The sequence below is a fragment of the Streptomyces sp. CCM_MD2014 genome, from assembly GCF_000772045.1.
GTDB lineage: Bacteria > Actinomycetota > Actinomycetes > Streptomycetales > Streptomycetaceae > Streptomyces > Streptomyces salinarius.
Genome location: NZ_CP009754.1, coordinates 3,698,788 through 3,720,989 on the forward strand (window position 1 = coordinate 3,698,788; position 22,202 = coordinate 3,720,989).

Consider the following 22,202-nt stretch of genomic DNA (forward strand, 5'->3'; position numbering starts at 1 on the left):
CCACCATGACCCCCGCCCACGACGCGGACCCCACGCCGGAGCAGCCGCAGGCTCCGGCCTTCATCCTCTACCTCGACGGCGAGGAGTACGCCGAGGAGATGCGGAACCTGGCCCTGTGGGTCTCCGACCTGCTGCTCCCCGTCTACGGCCGGGAGGTCACCTCCGCGCAGCCCTGGTGCCCGCGCTGGTGGGAGCACCTGGAGGCCGTCGCCCGGCTGCACGCGCTGTGGCTGGCCTGGCAGGAGTACACGGACCCGGAGGCGGGCGCCTCGGGCCCGGCCGTCTGGCACCGGGACCACCTCGGCCCGGTGATGACCGAACTCCGCGCCCCCAACGGCCCGTTCGCCGGGTGCCGGCCCGGCGGCCACCGGCCCAAAGAGGCACCGTCGGTCGAGGCGTACGACGGCTGACGCACCCGCGGCACCCATCCGGCGAACAGACCAGGGAGGACCTCATGCGCTGGACCGTCCACACCGAACGCGTCGTCCACGACACCCCGTGGGTGCGTCTGCGCGCGCTGGACGTGGAGCAGCCGGACGGCACCCGCACCGACTACCACGTGGTCAGGCTGCGCGACGTCGCCGTGACTGCGGCGGTGGACGGCGAGCGGCGGGTGCTGATGATGTGGCGCCACCGCTTCGTCACGGACACCTGGGCGTGGGAGCTGCCCATGGGGCTGGTCGAGGACGGCGAGAAGCCCGCGCGGGCGGCCGCGCGCGAGCTCGAGGAGGAGACGGGATGGCGTGCGGGGACCGTGCGCGAGCTGGTCTACGCGGAGCCCGCGGCCGGCATCACCGACGCCCGGCACTTCGTCTTCCGCACGGACGACGCCGTGCGGATCGGCGAACCGACCGAGCGCAACGAGTCGGACCGGCTGGAGTGGATCCCGCTCTCCCGGATCGGCGCCATGATCGCCCGCCGGGAGATCGTCAGCAGTGCCACGCTGGCCGGCGTCATGGCGCTGCTGCTGGACCTCAGCCCCGCGGCGGACTGAAGTGGTCGATGCCGGCGAGGATGGACCGCTTCAGCTCGAGGGCCGCCCCGATCTCCTCCCGGGTGAACCGCTCGGGGTCCTTGGCGTACAGGGCCCGGCCGCGCTCCGAGACGAAGCGGTCCTCGGGGACCCGGTCCCGGCCCGGGGGAAGGAACTTGGCGACCTCCTCCAACGCGGCGATCGCGTACGCCGTCGCCGGGCGCATCGCCCGGTGCTCGGCCGGCGCGGTGTTGAGCAGGCGCAGGCCGGATTCGGTGGAGATCTCGTCGCTGACCCACATGAACTCGCCCGGGTCGACGATGCTCGAGGGCTCCTCGCCCCCGAACGCGGGCGGTGCGGGCGGGAGTTCGTCCGCCATGCGGAACTCGAAGGACCGGGTGCGCCCGCACTGGGGGCACGTGCCCTCGAAGACCGCGGTGAGGGCGCCGTCGTGATCCTCCAGCCGGTGCTCGCGCGCGAACTGCTCGGCGCCGCACGCACAGGGGTGGAGGTCGATGTAGAGGTGCGCCTCTTGCAACGAACGAGCGATCAACATGGCAGGATTCTACGGGGCTCATAGGCGCAGGGGGGAGACGTCAGTGAACCAGCGCGACGAGAGGGAACGTCCCGAGGAGACGGTCATCACGGCCACGGACGTCCTCGGCACCGGCTTCCGGGCGGACAGCGGCACCCGCCTTCCGCACGAGCGCGTCCTCGCCGAGGCCGAGGCGGCGCTGCCCGTGGTGGTCCAGGCGCTGTACGCCGACCGGCTGCGGGTGAACGGCATCGTCGAGGAGGACGGACGCCGCTTCTTCTCGCTGTCCGACGACAACGCCCGGACCCTCACCGTCCGGCTGGAGTCCGCGTCGCTGCCCGAGCGCACCGTGGCGCGCAGCTTCGTGAACACCGCCTCCGACAACCACGTCGTCCAGCTCTCCGACCGCATCGCGCCCGAGCAGATCGGCCGCGCGCTGAGCCACGAGGTCAACGAGCTGCTCTCCGTGCGGGACCGCGCCGAGCGCGCCGAGGCGCCCGCCGCCGCCGACATGCTGGGCCGCGGTGCCGCACTGCCGGAGCGGCCGCGGCTGTCCGACGAGGACCTGGGCCGGGTCGGCGAGTTGAACTACCTCGCGGAACGCATGAACGACGGGGCGCTGTCCGCGGCACAACGCCTCGAGGCACGCGGCGAGCTGTCCCAGTTGATCGACCACACCGGCCTGCGGGTCGGCGCGCCGGCCGACGACGCGGCCGCCCGGACGCTGGAGCAGTACGCGGTCGCGATCCGCACCGACACGGTGGGGCGGCACCTGACGACCGACGCCCGGCGGGCCCTGCGGGAGCTGGGCAGGCCGATCGACCAGTTGGCCCCCGCCGACGCGCAGGTGCTCCAGGAGCACCGGGCCCGGGTCGCGGAGGGCCGGGCGAACAGCGCCCCGCTGGGTTCCGCCCCCGCCTTCCCGCTGCCGGGCCTCGGCCCCGACGGCACGCCGATCCCACGGGAGCAGCTCGGCGCCGCCCGGGACGAGGCGGCCCGGCAGCGCACCGACACCGGGCTGCGGACGCTGGAGGAGCTGCGCGCCGAGGCGGCCACCCTGCCCGAGGGCCGGTACCCGCAGCGGGAGGTCATGATCGGCGGCGGGGCCGCGCTCGCGGGCCGCGACCCCGACGTCCTGCTGGTCGACTCGCGGGGCCGCTGGCACGTGGACCCCATCAAGGGCATCGTGCAGTCCGCCGACCAGGTGCGGCACCTGCGCGAAGTGGGCTGGGACCCGTACCAGTTCGGGGACCCGAAGGACCGGGTCTCGCTGGCGGCGCTCCAGTTGTGGGAGGACACCGCGGCCGCCCGCGGGCCGCTGGTCGACGGGCGTGCCTCGCTGAACCTCGCCGACGACGGGCGGCTGCTCGCCGAGATCTCCCCGGCCGACGGCTCGCCCCCGGTCACCGTCGAGGTGGTGGGCACCCCGCTGGTGGCCACGGGTGTTCCCCCCGAGGTCATACCGGGCGTGAACCGGCAGGTGCCGACGATGGACGAGGCCGCCCGGGCGATCGGGGACCACCTCGGCACGGTCGCCACCCCCGAGGCGCTTCAGGCCCGGGACCGGCTGGCCGCGCTGCCGGAGGGACCGGGCCGGGCCGCCGCCGCCCTGGACATCCTGGCCGAACCGGCGGTGGCCGACGCGTTGCGGGCGGCCGGCGACGACTCGGTGGCCGTCCGGGCCAGGGAGACCGTCGAGGCGACCGCGAAGTGGGAGCAGGCGACCGCCGAGGCTCCCGGGCGGGTCCTGCTCGGGGACGAGGTCGGCGACGGGGCCTACGACCCGACGGTCGCCGACAACTGGGTGATCGCCGGCATCGGCGGCGGAGCCATCGCCAACACGGAGATCATCCTGGAGGGCAACCCGAACGCCCGGGTGACCATGGTGGGCACCGCGGCGCCCTGGGTCCTCCACAACGACTCCCAGTACCTGGCGATGCGCCGGCAGTACGACGCCGAACTCGGCGGCAACGGACGTCTGGTCACCGTGCCCAACCAGCGGCTGGGCGCCGTCGAGACGGTCCGCACCCCGGACGGCGGCGTCCGGCTCAAGGCCCGCGACGTCGAAGGGGACGCCTACGTTGCCTGCCTCGGCCGGGTGGCCCGGCTGCCGCAGGCCGCCGACACCCTCGACGCCTGGGCCCGGCGGCAGGGCGGCCAGGTCAAGGGCGAGCTGCTCTTCGACAAGAGCGAGCAGTACCTCGGCTACCGGCTGCACTTCCAGGCGGGTGACCGGCAGCACACCGTCGACGTGACGGGGGCCGCCTCCCGGATGCTGCCCGGCAACGTCTTCAGCGAGAAGGACATGGCCAGGCTGGCCGTCGTCGACCGCAGGACGGCGCCGCCGGAGAGCGGCAACGTGGCGGCCGGCTTCATGGCCACCGCACTCCAGGGCTCCCACCTGGCCAAGCACCGCGCGGAGCAGTCCGGCAACGCGCCGGCGGCCAGGACCGGCACCACTCCCCCGGCCGCCGGAACGGGAAGCAACCCGGTCGCCGGCGCGGGCACCAACCCGGTCGCGGGCGCGGCCCGCCTCCAGTCCGGGCGCAGACCGTCCGGTCCGGGCACCGCGCCCGGGGCCGGGCCGGCCGCCGGTGGTCCGGCCACACCGCCCCGGCTTCCGAAACCGCCGCAGCCGGGCGGGGGCGGCGGACCCGCCCGGTGACGGCCGACGGCCGCGCCGCCCGGCGCATCCGCGTCCGGGGTACCTGACGACGAGCCAGCACGGAGGAACGGAAGATGCGCACCACGAGGACCGCACTGGCGGCCGCCCTGGCCGCGGTACTGCTCGCCGGGTGCGGCTCGGGCGACGACGGAGAGCGGGACGGCGCGGGGAAGGGACCGGACGGCGGCCACACCACGCCCCGGCTCTCCGTTCCCCCCGCCTTCGACGGGGGGAAGGGCTGGGACGAGGAAGCGGGCCGGGTGCCCTCGGACGCCGGAGCCGAGCCGGTCGTCGCGGTCGGCGGCACGGTCGCCCACGTCGAGCCCTCCGGCGACGGCTACACGGTCCGGGTCCGGGACGCGGCGACGGGCGAGGTGCGCTGGACCAGCGCCGCCTACCGGGTCCCGGCGACGGACCCGGACGCCCCGGGCGGCCCCGCCGCGCCCCGGCTGACCGCCGTACGCCAGGGTGACCGCACGTACCTGGCCGCGTGGGCGGTCGGCGAGCGGACCGACGGCGCCCTGAGCAAGGAGAAGGAGACCGTCCGGATCGGGGTCTACCCGCTGGACGCCTCCGGCGGCTCCGTCGCCCCGCTCCACGAGGTCCAGATCCCGGTGAACACGCAGGAGGGCTCGGTCCAGGCCCGGGACGGCGGCGCCGGGCTGCTGCTCTCCTGGCGGTCGGCCGGCGACCACCGGGCCGCCGTGGACCTGGGCACCGGCCGCGTGACGCGGTACGACGATGCCGCCGGGCTGATCCCCGACTGCGACTCGGCGATGTGCGCCGGCAGCACCGTGGTGGCCGTCACCCCCGACGGGCCCGTGGTGGGCGGCGCGTCGGGCGGTATCCGGGTGCCGGGCGGCTGGAGCGGTGAGGACATCGCGCCCGAGGGCGTCGAGACGGGCCGGACGTTCGTCAGCGGGGAGCAGAACGGCACCCTCGCCGGCGTCCGCGACGGCATGTTCGTCGCCCGCTGGCGGGCGGCCGGCTCTGCGGGCTCCTACGTGTGGTCGGCGCACGACCTGGCGAGCGGCCGGCTGCTGGCCAGCACCGTCTGCGACGACGACGGTCCGGACACCCCGAGCGCGCCGGTGGCCTCGCCGAACGGGACCCGGCTGGGCCTCGGCGCGGTCCTGTTCGACGTCCGGGCGGGCACGGGCCGGTGCCTGGCCGCCGAGGGCGACCGACCGGGCGTCACGGTCAGCGCCGTCGCCGACGACGGCACCGCGTACGGCACCACGGGCCCGGGGACGGGCGTGGTGGTGCCGAAGGGCACCGGGACGCCCGAGGCGCTGCCCGGGGACACCCTGGTGCCGGCGGCCGCGCTGGACAAGGGGGCGCTGTTCGTCCGGCGGGGGGACGACGACGCCCTGCTCCTGTCGGTGCGCCAGGCCCGCTGAGGCCGCCGCGCCTCACGCCGTGATGTCGCGGGTGGTGAACCGGGCCCAGGCCGCCGAGCCGAAGACCGCCGCGTAGAGGGCCTGGAGGCCCAGGTTCTTGACCAGGTCGTCCCAGTAGACCGGCTCCCGCATCAGGTCGGCGAAGGACAGCCAGTAGTGCGAGAAGAAGTACGGCTGGAGGGCGTCGAGCTGCGGGATCTGGTCGAGGATCTGGACGGTGATCAGCAGCCCCACCGTGGTCGCCATCGCCGCGATGCCGCTGCCCGTCAGGGTGGAGACGAACAGGCCGAGGGCCGCGACGCCGACGAGCGAGGCGGCCACCACCAGGGCGATCAGCAGCGCCCGCCCCAGGCCCTCGGCGTAGGTGATCCGGGTGCCGGAGATGGTGACCAGGTCGCCCACCGGGAACAGCAGCGCGCCGACCGCGAGCGCCGAGACCGCGACCACCAGGGTGGCGGCCAGGCAGAAGGCGAGGACCGTCGCGTACTTGGTGAGCAGCAGCCGGGAGCGGCCGGCCGGGGCGACCAGGAGGTAGCGGAGCGTGCCCGCGCTCGACTCGCCCGCGATCGCGTCGCCCGCGACGACGCCGATGGCCATCGGCAGGAAGAACGGGAGGGTCGCGGCGAGCGCGGTGAAGACCAGGAACAGCCCGTTGTTGCTGATCTGCGAGATGAACGCCGGTCCCTCGCCGCCACCGCCGCCGCCACCGAGCGAGGACCCGTCGCTCGTCTCGATCTTCACGGCGATGCCGACCAGGATCGGCACGGCGGCGAGCACGGCCAGCAGGGCGAGGGTGCGCCAGCGCCGGAACGTGATCAGCAGTTCGCTGCGGAGCAGCCCGAGCGACCACAGCGGGCTCGGGCGCCGCACGGCACCCGGGACCGCCACCGTACCGGGCGCGGTGGCCTCGGCCTCCCTCACCGGCTCGCCCCGCACGTCAGCCCGCGACATCGAATCCCTCTCCCGTCAGCGCCACGAACGCGTCCTCCAACGAGGCGCGTTCCAGGGCGAAGCCCCTGACCCGGACCCCGGCCGCGACCAGCGCCGCGTTCACCTCGGCGAGGTCGCGCTCCGGTGGCTCGGCCGTCACCCGGTCCCCGTCGACGACCACGTCGGACGCCCCCTGTTCCTTCAGCACCCGGGCCGCGTCGCCCGGGTCCGGCGTGGTCACCGCCAGCCGGCCGCGCGCCCCGGCCGACAGGTCGGCGACCGCGCCCTGGGTGATCAGCCGCCCCTGTGCCATCACGGCGGCGTGGGTGCACACCTGCTCGATCTCGTCCAGCAGGTGGGAGGAGAGGAAGACGGTGGTGCCGTCGGAGGCCAGTTCGCGCACGAGGGTGCGGATCTCGCGCATGCCCTGGGGGTCGAGGCCGTTGGTCGGCTCGTCCAGGACGAGCAGCCGGCGTGGCTGGAGCAGCGCCGCGGCGAGGCCGAGCCGCTGCTTCATGCCGAGTGAGTACGCCTTCGCCTTCTTGCCGCCGGCGGCCGCCAGGCCGACCCGGTCGAGCGCCGCGGCGACGCGTTCGCGCCGGGTGCGCGGGTCGGCGGTCGGGTCGGCGGCGTCGTAGCGCAGCAGGTTGTCCCGCCCGGTGAGGAAGCCGTACAGGGCCGGGCCCTCGATGAGGGCGCCGACCCGGGGCAGTACGGTGCGGGACGCCCGCGGCATGGGCAGGCCGAGGACCCGGGCGCTGCCCGAGGTGGGTTCGATCAGCCCCATCAGCATGCGGATGGTGGTGGTCTTGCCGGAGCCGTTGGGTCCGAGGAAGCCGAAGACGCTGCCCGCCGGGACGGTCAGGTCCAGACCGTCGACGGCGAGTTGCCCGCCGCGGTAGCGCTTGGTGAGCCCGCGGGTGGCGATGACGGCGCCGTCCGCACTCTCCCCCCGGTCCGGCTCCCGGCCCGGGCGCTCCGGCTCCATGGCGGACGGTTCGGCCATCGGCTCCCTCGTTTCCCTCGCTTCGTCCTCCGCACGCTACGCGTGGTCGTGCCGCGTACGTCCTACCGCGCGGCCTCGGCCGCCTTCACCAGCGCGTCCTTGGTGACCGCACCGGCGTAGACCTTGCCGTCGTCCGTGATCAGGGCGTTGACGAGGCGGGTCTTGAAAACCGTGCCCGAGCCGAAGTCGCCCTTGACCTGGTCGCCGAAGGAGCCGAGGAAGCCGCCGAGAGCGCCGAGGTCGCCGTCCGGTGATGCCGTGGGCAGGCCGCCCCGGGCGCCGGTGTCGAAGGTGGCGATCGCGTTCCAGCCCTCGCCGATGACCTCGAGGCCGTCCAGCCCCTCGGCGGGCCCGCCCTCGGCCGGGCGCCCGTGCTCGGGAGCCTCGGCGCTCGCGTCGCCCTCGGTGACCTTCGCCCCCGCGGGCGGCGTGAAGTCGAACGTCGACGCGTCCGGCTTGGCGAAGCTGACCTCGGTGAAGCCCACGTCCACCACGGCGGCGCCGCCGCTCGCCGGAGTCAGCGTGAACTTCAGCGGCGTGCCGGTCTCGGCGTCCACGGCCACGGTGATCGCACCGACCGTGGAACCGTCCTGCTTGGGCTCGACGACCAGGCGGTACGCGTCCCGGCCGGCCACCTGGGCGGTGCCGCCGACGGTCACGGAGGTGGTGTCGTCGACCGCCTTGAGCGCCTGCTCGGCGAAGTCCTTCGGCGTGGCCGGCACGTCCTTCTCCGGCGCGTCCTTCTCCGGCCGCCCGTCGCCGCCGGAGGCGGTGGAGTGGTAGACCTCGTTTGACTCGCTGTCGTAGCCCCAGAGGTCGTCGCCGTTGTGGATCAGGCTGTACTCGGCGGCGTTCTCCAGCAGGGAGAGCTTCTGCCGGTCGGGACCGTCGGCCGCGACACGGAGCGTGTGACTGCCGGACACCAGCTCGGTGAGCTTGGCCGACGGGTCGGCGGCGGATCCCTCGCCGTCCCCGCCCGCGCCCGGACCTGCGGACATGCCGGACATCAAGCCGCTCTCCAGCCCGCCGAGGTCCGGCAGCCCCAGATCCGTGTTGATCCGCACCGTGCCCGACATCTGCTGGACGTCCGACTTGGCGATCTTCTCGATGAGCTGCTCCGCCGTGACCTTCGGCAGGTCGGGGTCCCCGGAGTCGGCGAGCGCGGGAACCAGCCCGATCGTCGCGGCCGCCACTCCCATCACCGCGACCGGGACGACGTACCGCGCGGCCTTGCGCCGCCCGGCGCGCAGCTCCTCGCCCTCCCCGGCGGTCCTGTTGTCGTCGGAATCGATCGGTGCCATGTGTGCCCTACCTCCGTCGTCGGCGGCGGCTGTCTCGCGACCTCGCACGTGTTCACCCGTGAGCCGCCATTCTCACCCGAATCGGTGAGGATTGGTGTGTGTCCGTAGTGTCCATCTGACCAAATCACCGGAGCACAGGCGTCAGACCGCGGACTCAACTCCGCCTACTCCTGCGGGATGACACGGAGGGGCGACGGCTCCCCCGGCCCGTAGGGGCCCGCGTACGGCACCCGGCGGACGGCACGTGTCAGTCGGGGCAGGGCGGACGGCCGTGAGACGCGGGGCAGGGCGGACGGCCGTGAGACGCGGGCGGGGCGGACGGCCGTGAGACGCGGGGCAGGGCGGCGGTCACCCGGCGCGGTGCACCACCGCGTCGCACAGCTCCACCAGCGCGGCCTTCGCGTCGCACTCCCGCAGCGGGGCCAGCGCGGCCCGGGCCTCCTTGGCGTACCGGACCGTGTCCGCACGCGCCTGCTCCAGCGCGGGGTGGGCGCGCAGCAGACGCAGCGCCTCGGCGTGCCGCGCGTCGTCGCTCAGGTCGGAGTCGAGCAGCTCGCACAGCGCGAGGTCCTCGGCGAGCCCGAGCCGGGCCGCCCGCTCGCGCAGCCGCAGCACGGGCAGGGTGGGGATGCCCTCGCGCAGGTCCGTGCCGGGCGTCTTGCCGGACTCGTCGGAGTCGGAGGCGATGTCCAGGACGTCGTCCGCGAGCTGGAAGGCGACGCCGAGCCGCTCGCCGTACTGGGTGAGCACGTCGACCACCGTCTCGTCGGCGCCGGACATCATCGCGCCGAACCGGCAGGAGACCGCCACCAGCGAGCCCGTCTTGCCGCCCAGCACGTCCAGGTAGTGGTCGACGGGGTCGCGGCCGTCCTGCGGGCCGGCGGTCTCCAGGATCTGGCCGGTGACCAGCCGCTCGAACGCGAGGGCCTGGACGCGGACCGCCTCGGGGCCGAGGTCGGCCAGGATCTGCGAGGCGCGGGCGAAGAGGAAGTCGCCGGTGAGGACCGCGACCGAGTTGCCCCAGCGAGTGTTGGCGCTGGGCACCCCGCGCCGCACGGCGGCCTCGTCCATCACGTCGTCGTGGTACAGCGTGGCGAGGTGGGTCAGCTCCACGACCACGGCCGAGGGCACGATTCCGGGGGCGTAGGGGTCGCCGAACTGGGCCGAGAGCATCACCAGCAGCGGCCGGAACCGTTTCCCGCCGGCCCGCACCAGGTGCTGGGCGGCCTCCGTGATGAACGGCACCTCGCTTTTGGTTGCCTCAAGCAACCCTTCCTCGACAGCAACCAATCCGGCCTGGACATCGGCTTCCAGAGCCTGGTCCCGCACGCTCAGCCCGAACGGCCCGACGACGGTCACGAGGGGTCTCCTGTCTGCTGGTGTCTACTGGCGATTACCTGGTTTGTCGATAGGTCGCTGCCACCACTCAAGTCAGCGTATCCGGTCACGTTTCGATCACCGCTAGCGCCCACCGTTACAGGCCGGTCGGTATCAGATCATGAACGGTATGTTTTTGATCAGGTGATATGAGCAGATTTTGATCGATATCGCCAGAGGGTGAACCGGGCCCCGGAGGGCGAGCGGGCCGGAAGCCGCCGTCCAAGATCCCACCACTCCTCACAACGGCCCGCACTTCGAGAACGTCACCCGATCGGCGCGCACGCCCGTCCCGCAGGCCGGAGGCGCCCGTCGCGCCGACCCGCCCCGCCGGCCCCGCCTCGCAGGCCACCCTTCCCCGCTTCCCCCTCACCCTCCCTCGACACCCGAAGCCGTCCCGATCGAGGGCCGGTTGGCTAACGATTGAGGCTAATGCCCGTTTTGCCGTGCTTGTTGAGGCCAGTGAGTTGGCTCACTCGGACCGCCCCGCGGGCAACCTCGCCGGAACCTGTGCCCTCCCTTTGCCCCGCAGGCCAGTTGAGGGTTGGCGGCCGCAAAGGATCAAGAGCCACAAACACCCCAGACCAAGGTCAACAGGCGCGTTGGGTGATTCCTGCACTTGTTCCGGACATGTGCTCTCGCATACGTTCCCGGCCTGTCGGGCGGACGCCGAATCCTGCCACCGCCCGTCGCACAGTCATCCACCCAACACACTCGCCGGCAGGAGCGGGGGACCCAGGTAAGTCGCCGCACCGGTCACCACCGGAGCGGCTAGGGGTGAAGCCGTACCCGTCAGGGCACGGCCGGGCACCTCCCCGCCCGAACCCGACAGCTCACCTCGTAGGCGTAAGGAGAGGGACACAGCATGTCTGCCAACGGTCAGATCCGTCACGCCTTCACCGGCCGCCTCGCCCGCAAGCTCGCCGTGGCCGGCACCGGTGCCGCGGTGCTCGCGCTGCCGCTCATCGGCGCCACCACCGCCTCCGCGGCCACCCCGGCCGCCGCCACGACCGCCACCACGGCGGCGACGACGTACCCGAACAACCTCGACGGCTGGATCCGCGAGTCGCTCGACATCATGGCCCAGCACGGCATCCCCGGGACCTACGACGGCATTTACCGCAACATCATGCGGGAGTCCTCCGGCAACCCGAACGCCATCAACAACTGGGACATCAACGCCATCAACGGCACCCCGTCCAAGGGCCTGCTCCAGGTGATCGACCCGACCTTCCAGGCGTACCACGTTCCCGGCACCTCCTGGGACCCGTACGACCCGGTCGCCAACATCACCGCCGCCTGCAACTACGCGGCCGACCGCTACGGCTCGATGGACAACGTCTTCAGCGCGTACTGAGCCGCACCGCGCCACCAGAACGGCGCGCACCAAGGCGGGGCGCCCCTAGACGGCGCGCCCCTGAGACGCAGGGAAGATCCGCTCGAGGACGACGGCCACGCCGTCGTCCTCGTTCGTCGCGGTGACCTCGTCGGCCACCGCCTTGAGTTCGGGGTGGGCTCCGGACATGGCGACGCCGTGGGCCGCCCACTGGAACATGGGGATGTCGTTGGGCATGTCCCCGAAGGCGATCGTGTGGCGCCGCCGCAGGCCCAGGTGCTCGGCGGCCAGCGCCAGGCCGGTCGCCTTCGTGATGCCGCACGGCTGGAGTTCCACCGTGCCCGGCCCCGACATGGTGACCGTCGCGAGGGAACCGACCACCGCACGCGCCGTCGCCGCCAACTCGTCGTCCGTCAGCTCGGGATGGCGCAGCAGCACCTTGGTGATCGGCGTGCGCCACAACTCCTCGCGCCGTTCGACGCGCACCGCGGGCAGGGCGGGGTGGGGCATCAGATAGCCCGGCTCGATGAGCGTCAGCCCGTCGACACCGTCCTGGTCGACGGCGGCGTGCACCTGGCCCACCTCGGCCTCGATCTTGCCGAGCGCGGTCTCGGCCAGCTCCCGGTCCAGGGTGACCGACCACAGCATGCGGTGCGCGCCCGCGTCGTACACCTGCGCGCCCTGTCCGCACACCGCGAGCCCCGTGCAGCCGAGGCGGTCGAGCAGAGAGCGCACCCGGGGGGCCGGCCGTCCCGTCACCACCAGGTGCCGCGCCCCCGCCGCCTCGGCCCGCGCCAGCGCGGCCAGCGACCGTTCGGAGACGGTGTCGTCGCCGCGGAGCAGCGTGCCGTCCAGGTCGGTGGCGACGAGTGAATATGCGGTGCGGTCCATGATCAGAGAATACGGACACCGCACCCGTCCGACTCACCCGCGACCGCTTCCGAACGAGGACGTAGCGAGTGCGTTCGGACCCGGCCGCGGATGCACACCGACGCCCGATCGTGCTCACTACCTGATAGATCATCAGCCGAGGCCGGTCCGGGCCCCGTGCACCGGTCGACGACGGCACGACCTGCCGGACGCCGCCTTTGGCCGCACTGCCCAAGACCGGTGGGTCACCCGTAACGTGGCCCGCACGGCACACAGCGCGCACGGCGCACATGGCGAGCACGAAAGCGAGGCAGCACCCGATGCCCCCCTTCGATGTCCCCGAGGGCGACCCCTTCGGCCCGCACAACCTTCCGTACGGCGTGTTCTCGATCCCCGGCTCACAGGAGCGGACGGAACCGACGGTGGGCGTCCGGCTCGGCGACCACGTCCTCGACGCGGGCGCGGCGGCCCACGCGCTCGGCTCGCCGTACGCGTCCCTGCTCGCGCGGCCCACCCTCAACCCGCTGCTGGCCGCCGGGCGTACCGCCTGGTCGGACGTGCGGCGGGCGCTGACGGCGTGGGTGACGGTCCCCTCCCACCGCGAGGCCCTCGAACCCTTCTTCCACCCGCTGTCGTCGGTGACCCTGCACCTGCCCTTCGAGGTCGCCGACTACGTCGACTTCTACGCCTCCGAGAACCACGCCCGCAACGTCGGCCAGATCTTCCGTCCCGACGCCGCCGACTCCCTCACCCCGAACTGGAAACACCTGCCGATCGGCTACCACGGCCGCTCCGGCACGGTCGTCGTCTCCGGCACGGACGTCGTACGCCCGTCAGGGCAGCGCAAGGCCCCGGCCGACGCCGCTCCGGTCTTCGGCCCGTCCGTCCGTCTCGACATCGAGGCCGAGGTCGGCTTCGTGGTGGGCGCGCCGTCCGCACTGGGCAGCCCGGTGGGGCTGGGCGACTTCCGCGAGCACGTCTTCGGGCTCTGCCTGCTCAACGACTGGTCGGCGCGGGACATCCAGGCCTGGGAATACGTCCCGCTCGGCCCGTTCCTCGGCAAGTCCTTCGCCACGTCCGTGTCGGCGTGGATCACGCCGCTGGACGCTCTGGAGGAGGCCCGGGTGGCGCCGCCCGAGCGTACGCACCAGTTGCTGCCCTACCTGGACGACACGAACGACGACCAGGACGGCCCCGGCGGGTACGACCTGCGGATCTCCGTCGCCGTCAACGGGCACGTCGTCTCCGAGCCCCCGTTCTCCACCATGTACTGGACGGCCGCCCAGCAGTTGGCCCACATGACGGTCAACGGTGCCTCGCTGCGCACCGGCGACCTCTACGGCTCGGGCACGGTGAGCGGGCCCACCGAACGGGAGCGGGGATCGCTGCTGGAACTGACCTGGAACGGCCGCGACCCGCTGGAACTCCCCGACGGCAAAAGGACGTTCCTGGAGGACGGCGACGTGGTGACCCTGTCGGCCTGGGCTCCGGGGCCGGACGGCGTCCGGGTGGGGCTGGGCGAGGTCACCGGACGGGTGGTCGGGCGGGAGGCCTGACGGACGTCCGGCCGGGAGGCCTGACCGGCGTCCGACGGGGCTCTCCCTCTCCGTGCGCCCGCACGTGCCCGCACGGCCTGCGCCCGGATTCCGCATCCGGTGCCCGCCGACACCTGACTCACACCGCCCGGCCCCGTCATACTGGCGTCGGGCGGTGTGCGCCCGGGGTCCGGAACGACCCGGGCCCGGCACCACCCGACTCAGCACAGCACAGCCCCTGTACAGCCAGAGCCGCCCATCCTTCGACCAGGATCCGGAGCCAGTGGCATGACCGTCTGCCTGCTCCTGCTGTTCGTCGTCGCCGTGACCGCCGCGGTGCCGGTGCCCCGCGCGCTGACCCGCTCCGCGTGGCCCGAGCGGGATCCCGTGGTCGCGCTGTGGGTGTGGCAGTGCCTGGTCGCCACCGTGCTGCTGTGCTGCCTGACGGCTCTCGTCCTCGGCGCCACCGCCGTCTTCGGCACCGTGCGCGCCCAGCTCTTCGCTCCGGCGCCGCCCGCGGTGACCGCGGCGTACAACCTCTCCGCCGGACCGGTCTGGGCGGCCGTCCTCACCCTCCTTCTGGCGGGCGGTGCCGCCTGGACGACCGCGATGCTCGCCCGCGAACTGGTCGAGGCCCGCCGACGGCGCGCCCGCTCACGCGCCCACCTGCGCGAGCGCGCCCCCGACCTGCCCGCCGGGCTCCCCGCCGCCCGCGGTCCCCTGCTGGTCCTGGAGGACGAGTACCCGGACGCCTGGTGGATGCCCGGCAACCCGCCGCAGCTGATCGTCACCACCGGCGCCCTGCACCGGCTCACCGACCATCAGCTGGACGCCGTCCTGACCCACGAGCGCGGCCACGCCCGGGCCCGCCACGACTGGCTGCTGCACCTGTCCACCGCCCTGGCCACCGGGTTCCCCAGCGTGCCGCTCTTCACCCACTTCTGCGACCAGACCCACCGCCTGGTCGAGCTCTCGGCCGACGACACCGCCTCCCGCCGCTGCGGCCATCTGACCACCGCCCTGGCCCTGATCGAGCTGAACCAGCACCGCGGCGTCCTCTCCTGCGCGTCCAGCCACCGCCTGCTCGGTGAACGGGTCGACCGCCTCCTGGAGCCCCGGCCCCGCCTGCCCCGCCGCCACCGCGCGCTGACCACGGCGACTGCGGCCCTGGTCCCCCTTCTTCCTCTCCTGATCACCTTCGCCCCGGGGCTGACGGCCCTGGCCTAGACACATTCGCGGCCGCCGCGCCCCACCCGCCGCGCGCGCCCCCTGCCCGGCGAGGGCGCCCCGCGAGCAGCGGTGGCAGATCTTCCCCGTTCAGCGAAAAAGCCCAGCTCAGCACCGTCACCGGCGGAGTTCCAGGTGGCGCAACATTGCGGCAACACCACTGTCGGCACCGCCTCTGTATGGTTCCAGCCATGCCGCCCACCGACCGCTTCCGAGACCACGCCGGCCAGGGCGCGACCACCGTCACCGCCCACCGCACGCGGCGTCGGCTGCGCGCGGACCGGGCCCGTCAACTGGCCGACCTGCTCCGCTGTCAGCTCCTCGGTGACGCCTTCCCCGGCGGCGCGCTGCCCCACGAGGACACCCTCGCCGCCGACTACGACACCACCCGCAACACCGTCCGTCAGGCGCTCGACCTGCTGCGCGCCGAAGGCCTCGTGGCACGTCAGCCCGGGATCGGCACCGTGGTCGTGGCCCGCAAGTACGCCCACGGGCTCGACCGGCTGATGGGCCTCGCGGAAACCCTGCACGAACACGGCCGCGTCACCAACGAGGTCCGCACGGCCGTCCCCGTCCCGGCCCCCGCCCCGGTCGCCGAACGCCTCCGCGTCCCGTCCGGCGCCGACGTGCTCTACATCGAGCGCCTGCGCCGCCTGAACGGCGTCCCCCTCTCCCTGGACCTCACCTACCTCCCCCTCGACATCGGCACCGCCCTGCTCGGCGCCGACCTGGAGAACACCGACGTCTTCCGCCTCCTGGAGACCGTCACCGGCCGGCCACTCGGCCACGCCGGGATCACCCTGGAGGCCGTCACCGCCGACGCGCACTCCGCCGCCGTACTGGAGGCCCCGCGCGGCGCGGCGGTCCTCATGCTCGAACGGCTCACCCACCTCGCCGACGGCCGCCCGGTCGACCTGGAGTTCATCCGCTTCCGCGGCGACCGCATCACGATGAGCGGCCTGCTGCACCGGTCCCTGTGACCCGCTGACCCCCTTTCGCGCACCCTCCCTGGAGACAGCCATGCCCTTGGCGCCCCAGCGGGCCGACGTGCCCGTGACCATCGACGAGTCGAAGTGCATCGAAGGCTGCACGCTCTGCGTGGACATGTGCCCCCTGGACTCCCTGGCCATCGACGAGCGCAACGGCAAGGCGTACATGCACGTCGACGAGTGCTGGTACTGCGGCCCGTGCGCCGCCCGCTGCCCCACCGGGGCGGTCACGGTCAACATGCCCTACCTGCTCCGGTGAGAGGCCGACTCCCCATGAAACCCCGACGCACCGCGCTTCCCGTCACTCCTGCCGCGGCAGCGGCCGCCCTGGTCCTGCTCCTCCCCCTCACCGCGTGCGGCGGCGACGCGACGGCCGGCGGGAACGGCTCCACGGTCACCGTGACGGTCGGCTACCAGTCCAGGACGATCAACACGGTCACCGCCGGCACCCTCCTGCGCTCCCTCGGCTACTTCGAGAAGCAGCTCGACTCCCTCGGCGACGGCGTCACCTACAAGGTCGAATGGCAGGACTACGCGACCGGCGCGCCCATCACCGCCCAGATGACCGCCGGGAAGATCGACATCGGTTCGATGGGCGACTTCCCCCTGCTCATCAACGCTGCCCGCGGCAAGCAGCTCGGCAAGCCGACCCGCCTGGTCTCGGTCACCGGCTACAACCTCCGCGGCGGCCTCAACACCATCGTCGTCGCCCCCGGTTCCTCCCTCACTTCCCTGAAGGACCTCAAGGGCAGGAAGGTCTCGACGAGCGTCGGCTCGGCCGCCGACGGCACCCTCGTACGCGCCCTGCAACGTGCCGGCCTCGACCCCGCGAAGGACATCGAGAAGCTCAACCAGCAGCCCGCGGTGGGCGCCTCGGCGCTGGACGCGGGAAGCACGGACGCCCTGTCGCAGTTCGTCGCCTGGCCCGGCCTGCTCGCCCACCAGGGCAAGGCGAAGGTCCTGTACGACGGAGCGCGGCTGAACCTGCCCACCTTCCACGGCGTCACCGCCGTCGAGGACTTCGCGAAGAAGCGCCCCGCCGTCCTGGAGGCGTTCCTGAAGGCCCAGGCACAGGCGACCGGCTATCTGAGGGACCGTCCCGTGGATGCCGCCGAGAAGGTCGCGAAGGCCACCGGTCTGCCCGCCGAGGCCGTCTACCTCTACAACGGCGCCCAGGGCATCGCCACCTTCGACCCCGCGGTCAAGCCACAGCTGGTCGCGGCCCTCAAAGAGGACGTCTCGATCCTCAAGGACGCGAAACTCACCGGCGACGTGGACGTGGACGCCTTCGTCGACGACCGGTACGTGAAGAAGGCCCTCGGCCCGGCCGAGTACGCCGAGCGGCTCGCCGCCGCGCCCCCGAAGCCGGCCGGTGAGGTCTGGCCGGAGGGCGCGCGCAAGACGCTGACCTTCTCCTCCCCCACAGCGCTGCTGCGGCACGTCGCCGGACACCGCGACGAGGTCCGCGCCGCCTACGTCCCCGACACCACCACCGGCACCCCGTGGTTCGCCGACCAGGCGGTGTGGGTGGCCGACGGCACGGCCCTGCTGCCGTTCGTCGCGTCGGAGACCGCACGGGCGTACGTCGCCGGGCACGGCGGAGCACGCGTCGTCACGTACGACGAGGCACTGGAGCGTGCCGCGTGACCCGCCCCGTCCGGTATGCGCTGCGGCTCGTCTCGCTCGCCGTCGCGCTCGGTCTGTGGCAGCTGCTGACCAGCCGGGACATCGACGTGTGGCTGCGCTTCTCGCAGTTCCCCACCGTCACCGACGTGGCCCGCACCTTCGCCGACCGGCTGGCGGGGCCCGACTACTGGACCGACCTCACCGACAGCCTGACCCGCATCCTCAGCGGCTTCCTGCTCGCGGCCGTCCTGGGCGTGGCCACGGGCGTGCTCGTGGCGCGCTCCCGGCTCGCCGAGGACCTGCTGGGCCCGGTCCTCGAAGTGGTCCGGCCCATTCCCGCCATCGCCCTCGTCCCCGTGGCGATCCTCCTCTTCCCCTCCAACGAGCAGGGCATCGTCTTCATCACCTGCGCCGCCGCCTTCTTCCCCGTCCTGGTCTCCACCCGGCACGCGGTACGGGCACTGGCCCCCGTGTGGGAGGAGGCGGTCCGCACCATGGGCGGCGGCCGGTGGCGGGTGCTCGGCTCGGTGGTCCTGCCGGGCGCGCTGCCCGGTGTGTTCGGCGGTCTGTCGGTCGGCATCGGCGTCTCGTGGATCTGTGTGATCTCCGCCGAGATGATCTCCGGCCAGTACGGCGTGGGCTACCGCACCTGGCAGGACTACACGGTCGTCGACTACCCGGGCGTCTTCGTCGGCATGGTCACCATCGGCGCGCTCGGCTGGCTGACCTCCACGACCGTGGAACTGCTGGGCCGCCGTCTGACCCACTGGCTGCCGCGCACGTCGTACGTCCCCACCGCCGCCCGTCCGAAGCCCGCGCGGGCAGCCGGTGCGGCGGTGTCGCCCGCCGGCGCCGCCGTGCCCGAGGACACCCGCGCCCAGCCCGAGGAGGCACGCGATGAGCACCTCGTCCGCGACTGAGACCAGGACCACGGGAGGCTCCGGGGCGTCTCCCCGCGGCACCCGGCTCACCCTGCGCGGCGCCACCCTGGGCCGGCCGGACGCCGCCGCGGTGAGCGACGTGGACCTCGACGTCGCCCCGGGCGAGATCCTCACGGTGGTCGGCCCCTCGGGCTGCGGCAAGTCGACGCTGCTGCGCACGCTGGCCGGTCTGCTGCCGCCGCTGGCCGGAACGGCGGAACAGGACGGGCATCCGATCGAAGGTCCGGGCGCGGACCGGGCCCTGGTCTTCCAGGAGGACGCCCTCCTGCCCTGGCGCACCTTGCGTGCCAACGTCGAACTGCCCCTCGCCGTCCAGGGCCTGCCCCGCACCGAACGCCGGTCGCAGGCGACGGCCTGGCTGGAGCGGGTCGGACTCGCCGCGCAGGCCGGACAGTTGCCGCACCGGGTCTCCGGGGGACAGCGCCAGCGCGCCCAGCTGGCCCGTGCGCTGGCCGGGCGTCCCCGCGCCGTCCTGATGGACGAACCCTTCGGTGCCCTCGACGCCCAGACCCGCACCGGCATGCAGAACCTGTTGGTGGAGGTACTGCGCGGTACGGGAGCCACCGTCGTCTTCGTCACCCACGACGTGGACGAGGCCCTGTTCCTCGGCGACCGCGTCGCCCTGCTCGGTGCCGGCCGCGCCACCGCCGTCCGCGCCGTGCCCCGCCCCCGGGACCGCACCGCGTACGGCGACCCCGCGCACGTGGCGCTGCGGCGCGACGTCCTCACATCCCTCGGCACCTGAAAGGCCCCCTGGTGGAGATTCCCGCCCTCACCGACGCCGAAGAACTCTCCTGCGACGTCCTCGTCGTCGGCGGCGGCACCGCCGGCACCATGGCCGCGCTGACCGCCGCCGAGCACGGCGCGAACGTACTGCTGCTGGAGAAGGCCCACGTCCGCCACTCCGGCGCCCTCGCCATGGGCATGGACGGCGTGAACAACGCCGTCGTCCCGGGCCGCGCCGAACCCGACGACTACGTCGCCGAGATCACCCGCGCCAACGACGGCATCGTCGACCAGTCCACCGTCCGCCAGACCGCCACCCGCGGCTTCGCCATGGTCCAGCGGCTGGAGTCGTACGGGGTCAAGTTCGAGAAGGACGAGCACGGCGACTACGCGGTCCGCCAGGTGCACCGGTCCGGTTCCTACGTGCTGCCGATGCCGGAGGGCAAAGACGTCAAGAAGGTCCTGTACCGGCAGCTGCGGCGGCGCGAGATGCGGGAGCGGATCCGCATCGAGAACCGCGTCATGCCGGTGCGGATCCTGACGGCCGGGGGCCGGGCGGTGGGCGCGGCCGGCTTCAACACCCGCACCGGACGGTTCGTGACCGTCCGCGCGGGCGCGGTGGTCCTCGCCACCGGCGCCGCCGGCCGGCTCGGGCTGCCCGCCTCCGGCTACCTCTACGGCACCTACGAGAACCCCACCAACGCCGGTGACGGCTACGCCATGGCCTACCACGCGGGCGCCGAACTGACCGGCATCGAGTGCTTCCAGATCAACCCGTTGATCAAGGACTACAACGGACCGGCCTGCGCCTACGTCGCCAACCCCTTCGGCGGCTACCAGGTCAACCGGCACGGTGAGCGCTTCGTCGACTCCGACTACTGGTCGGGCCAGATGATGGCCGAGTTCGCGGCGGAGGTCGCCAGCGACCGCGGTCCGGTGTACCTGAAGCTCAGCCACCTCCCGGAGGAGTCCGTCTCCGCCCTGGAGTCGATCCTGCACTCGACCGAACGCCCGACGCGCGGCACCTTCCACGCGGGCCGCGGGCACGACTACCGCACCCACGACGTCGAGATGCACATCTCGGAGATCGGTCTGTGCGGCGGTCACTCCGCCTCGGGCGTCCGTGTCGACGACCACGCCCGCACCACCGTGCCCCGCCTCTACGCGGCCGGCGACCTGGCCTGCGTACCGCACAACTACATGATCGGCGCGTTCGTCTTCGGCGACCTGGCGGGCGCGGACGCCGCCCAGTACACGGCCTACGCGGGTCAGCTGCCGCCGGAACAGCTGCGCGAGGCGCACGAGCTGGTCTACCGCCCGCTGCGCAACCCCGACGGCCCCCCGCAGCCCCAGGTCGAGTACAAGCTGCGGCGCTTCGTCAACGACTACGTGGCCCCGCCGAAGTCCGGCGCCCGGCTGTCGCTGGCGCTGGAGTCCTTCGAGCGGATGCGCGCGGACATCGCGGCCATGGGCGCCCGCACCCCGCACGAACTGATGCGGTGCGCCGAGGTCACCTTCATCCGCGACTGCGCGGAGATGGCCGCCCGGGCCTCCCTGGCCCGCACGGAGTCCCGCTGGGGCCTCTACCACGAGCGCGTCGACATCCCCGAGCGCGACGACGCCTCCTGGTTCCACCACCTCGATCTCCACAAGTCCCCCTCCGGTGCGATGGAGTTCACGGCACGTCCCGTGGCTCCCTATCTGGTGCCGGTCGACGAGTTCACGCCGGTCGGCGGCCCCTCCCGGCACCTCGGCGAGGTGCACCCGGAGCAGGTCGCGACGGCCGGGGACCGTGACACCGCGCCCCTCGCCGGCGGAGCCCACCCGACGGCCCCGGCGGTCGCCGCGCCCCCTGAGCCCGGCGCCGTCGGCTCCCCCAGGCTCCTCGAGCTGCTCGCGCTGGCCGAGGACGAGCCCGAACTCCCCGCCCTCCGCCCCTACCTCTCCGATCCCGAGCCGGCCGTCCGGCGCACGGCGGTCGCCGTGCTCACCGAGACCGTCCCGGCCGGTACCGGTCCGGCGCTCGCCGCCGCCCTGTCCGACGCCGACGGCGAGGTGCGCGCCGCCGCGGCCGCGTCCCTGCGTGAACTGGCCGAGACCCTGACGCCCGAGGCCGCCCTGCGCGGCCTCCTCGGCGAGGCCCTGGCCCAGACCGACCCCGTCGTCCGCGCCACCGCCCTCGACCTGCTGCGCGTCCTGCGGCTGGGCAGCACCGGCACGTTCGCCACGGCCCTTGGCGATCCCGACGCCCCGGTGCGCATCGAGGCGGTGCGCGGGCTGGTCTCCCTGGACGCCGCGGAGTCGCTCTCCCCGGCCGCCGGGGATCCCTCCCGGGAGGTGCGGGTCGCGGTCGCCAAGGCGCTCGGGACCCTGCGGGCGACGCCCCGGGCCGGCGGTGCCCTGGACCGGCTCACCGAGGATCCCGACGTCCTGGTCCGCGGCGCCGCCCTGGCGGCGCTGGCGGACACGGGCTGCCCCGCACGCCTTGCGGTCCGTGCGGTCACCGCGCTGTCCGACCCCGCCTGGCAGGTGCGGGCGGGCGCGGCCACCGCGCTGTCCGCCGCCGACGCCGACCGCGCGGTCCCCGTCCTCGCCAAGGCCCTCGCCGACCGTAACGCCGACGTCCGCAAGGCCGCCGTCCTCGCCCTGACCCGGCACACGGCCGCGACCGAGGACGCCCGTACGGCGCTGGCGACCGTCACCGGCGACACGGACGCCGACGTCAGGGCGTACGCGGCCCGGGCGCTGTAGTCCCGGGGACGGGC

At 73.6% G+C, this 22,202-nt stretch carries 19 protein-coding genes and 1 riboswitch; of the genes, 13 read left to right on the forward strand and 6 right to left on the reverse strand.

Translation table 11 applies throughout. The annotated features are described in order from the left end of the window. The first annotated feature begins 5 nt into the window (after positions 1-5). Both NI25_RS16175 and NI25_RS16180 read left to right on the forward strand, forming a co-directional pair. Entirely contained in the window at positions 6-410 is a 405-nt protein-coding gene (locus NI25_RS16175) for a DUF4913 domain-containing protein (RefSeq protein WP_061446942.1), read from the forward strand. Positions 411-454: 44 nt separating this feature from the next. After that, positions 455-994, forward strand: a complete 540-nt coding sequence (locus tag NI25_RS16180; protein ID WP_061443127.1) for an NUDIX hydrolase — start codon at positions 455-457, stop codon at positions 992-994. Here the strand turns inward: NI25_RS16180 and NI25_RS16185 are convergent. Beyond that, positions 975-1,529: a hypothetical protein gene (locus NI25_RS16185; protein WP_061443128.1), complete on the reverse strand. Its 555-nt coding sequence runs from the start codon at positions 1,527-1,529 to the stop codon at positions 975-977. The two genes, NI25_RS16180 and NI25_RS16185, sit on opposite strands and share 20 nt — an antisense overlap. A gap of 43 nt (positions 1,530-1,572) precedes the next feature. Between NI25_RS16185 and NI25_RS16190 the strand changes: the two genes are divergently transcribed. Beyond that, the gene (locus NI25_RS16190; RefSeq protein WP_061443129.1) at positions 1,573-4,173 is read left to right on the forward strand and encodes a hypothetical protein; all 2,601 of its coding nucleotides are present in this window, start codon (positions 1,573-1,575) and stop codon (positions 4,171-4,173) included. A 74-nt stretch (positions 4,174-4,247) separates the two neighbouring features. Next, positions 4,248-5,573, forward strand: a complete 1,326-nt coding sequence (locus tag NI25_RS16195; protein ID WP_061443130.1) for a hypothetical protein — start codon at positions 4,248-4,250, stop codon at positions 5,571-5,573. A gap of 12 nt (positions 5,574-5,585) precedes the next feature. Here NI25_RS16195 and NI25_RS16200 read toward each other — a convergent pair whose 3' ends face one another. The 4 genes from NI25_RS16200 to NI25_RS16215 form a co-directional block, all read right to left on the reverse strand. Continuing rightward, complete coding sequence (locus NI25_RS16200; RefSeq protein ID WP_078884636.1) at positions 5,586-6,524, reverse strand: ABC transporter permease; 939 nt, start codon at positions 6,522-6,524, stop codon at positions 5,586-5,588. Next, on the reverse strand, positions 6,511-7,509 hold the full coding sequence (locus tag NI25_RS16205; protein WP_061443131.1) for an ABC transporter ATP-binding protein: 999 nt from the start codon (positions 7,507-7,509) through the stop codon (positions 6,511-6,513). Before NI25_RS16205 ends, NI25_RS16200 begins: the two co-directional genes overlap by 14 nt. 62 nt (positions 7,510-7,571) lie before the next feature. Continuing rightward, positions 7,572-8,810 (reverse strand): LolA family protein, encoded by a 1,239-nt coding sequence (locus tag NI25_RS16210; RefSeq protein WP_061443132.1) that lies wholly within the window; start codon positions 8,808-8,810, stop codon positions 7,572-7,574. 348 nt (positions 8,811-9,158) lie between these two features. Beyond that, a complete protein-coding gene (locus tag NI25_RS16215; RefSeq protein WP_061443133.1) occupies positions 9,159-10,169 on the reverse strand; it encodes a polyprenyl synthetase family protein in 1,011 nt (336 codons plus the stop codon). 723 nt (positions 10,170-10,892) lie between these two features. Then, positions 10,893-11,048, forward strand: a riboswitch (cyclic di-AMP (ydaO/yuaA leader). A 4-nt stretch (positions 11,049-11,052) separates the two neighbouring features. On the opposite strand from NI25_RS16215, the gene NI25_RS16220 reads away from it, so the two are divergent. Beyond that, the gene (locus NI25_RS16220; protein WP_061443134.1) at positions 11,053-11,544 is read left to right on the forward strand and encodes a transglycosylase SLT domain-containing protein; all 492 of its coding nucleotides are present in this window, start codon (positions 11,053-11,055) and stop codon (positions 11,542-11,544) included. A gap of 45 nt (positions 11,545-11,589) precedes the next feature. Here NI25_RS16220 and NI25_RS16225 read toward each other — a convergent pair whose 3' ends face one another. Further along, complete coding sequence (locus NI25_RS16225) at positions 11,590-12,414, reverse strand: HAD family hydrolase (protein ID WP_061443135.1); 825 nt, start codon at positions 12,412-12,414, stop codon at positions 11,590-11,592. A 299-nt stretch (positions 12,415-12,713) separates the two neighbouring features. Between NI25_RS16225 and fahA the strand changes: the two genes are divergently transcribed. The 8 genes from fahA (at position 12,714) to NI25_RS16265 (ending at position 22,188) form a co-directional block, all read left to right on the forward strand. Then, positions 12,714-13,949 (forward strand): fumarylacetoacetase, encoded by a 1,236-nt coding sequence (fahA, locus tag NI25_RS16230; RefSeq protein ID WP_061443136.1) that lies wholly within the window; start codon positions 12,714-12,716, stop codon positions 13,947-13,949. Between the two features lie 267 nt (positions 13,950-14,216). Continuing rightward, entirely contained in the window at positions 14,217-15,155 is a 939-nt protein-coding gene (locus NI25_RS16235; protein ID WP_061443137.1) for a M56 family metallopeptidase, read from the forward strand. Positions 15,156-15,346: 191 nt separating this feature from the next. Beyond that, positions 15,347-16,135 (forward strand): GntR family transcriptional regulator, encoded by a 789-nt coding sequence (locus NI25_RS16240; RefSeq protein WP_061443138.1) that lies wholly within the window; start codon positions 15,347-15,349, stop codon positions 16,133-16,135. A gap of 40 nt (positions 16,136-16,175) precedes the next feature. After that, positions 16,176-16,403: a 4Fe-4S dicluster domain-containing protein gene (locus NI25_RS16245; protein ID WP_030145386.1), complete on the forward strand. Its 228-nt coding sequence runs from the start codon at positions 16,176-16,178 to the stop codon at positions 16,401-16,403. 14 nt (positions 16,404-16,417) lie between these two features. Beyond that, a complete protein-coding gene (locus NI25_RS16250; protein ID WP_061443139.1) occupies positions 16,418-17,791 on the forward strand; it encodes an ABC transporter substrate-binding protein in 1,374 nt (457 codons plus the stop codon). Beyond that, positions 17,788-18,690, forward strand: a complete 903-nt coding sequence (locus NI25_RS16255; protein WP_061443140.1) for an ABC transporter permease — start codon at positions 17,788-17,790, stop codon at positions 18,688-18,690. Before NI25_RS16250 ends, NI25_RS16255 begins: the two co-directional genes overlap by 4 nt. Continuing rightward, positions 18,668-19,456, forward strand: coding sequence for an ABC transporter ATP-binding protein (locus NI25_RS16260; RefSeq protein WP_061443141.1), 789 nt, complete (start codon positions 18,668-18,670; stop codon positions 19,454-19,456). The genes NI25_RS16255 and NI25_RS16260 overlap by 23 nt, the downstream gene beginning before the upstream one ends. An 11-nt stretch (positions 19,457-19,467) precedes the next feature. Then, entirely contained in the window at positions 19,468-22,188 is a 2,721-nt protein-coding gene (locus NI25_RS16265) for a fumarate reductase/succinate dehydrogenase flavoprotein subunit (protein ID WP_061443142.1), read from the forward strand. Positions 22,189-22,202: the final 14 nt, after the last annotated feature.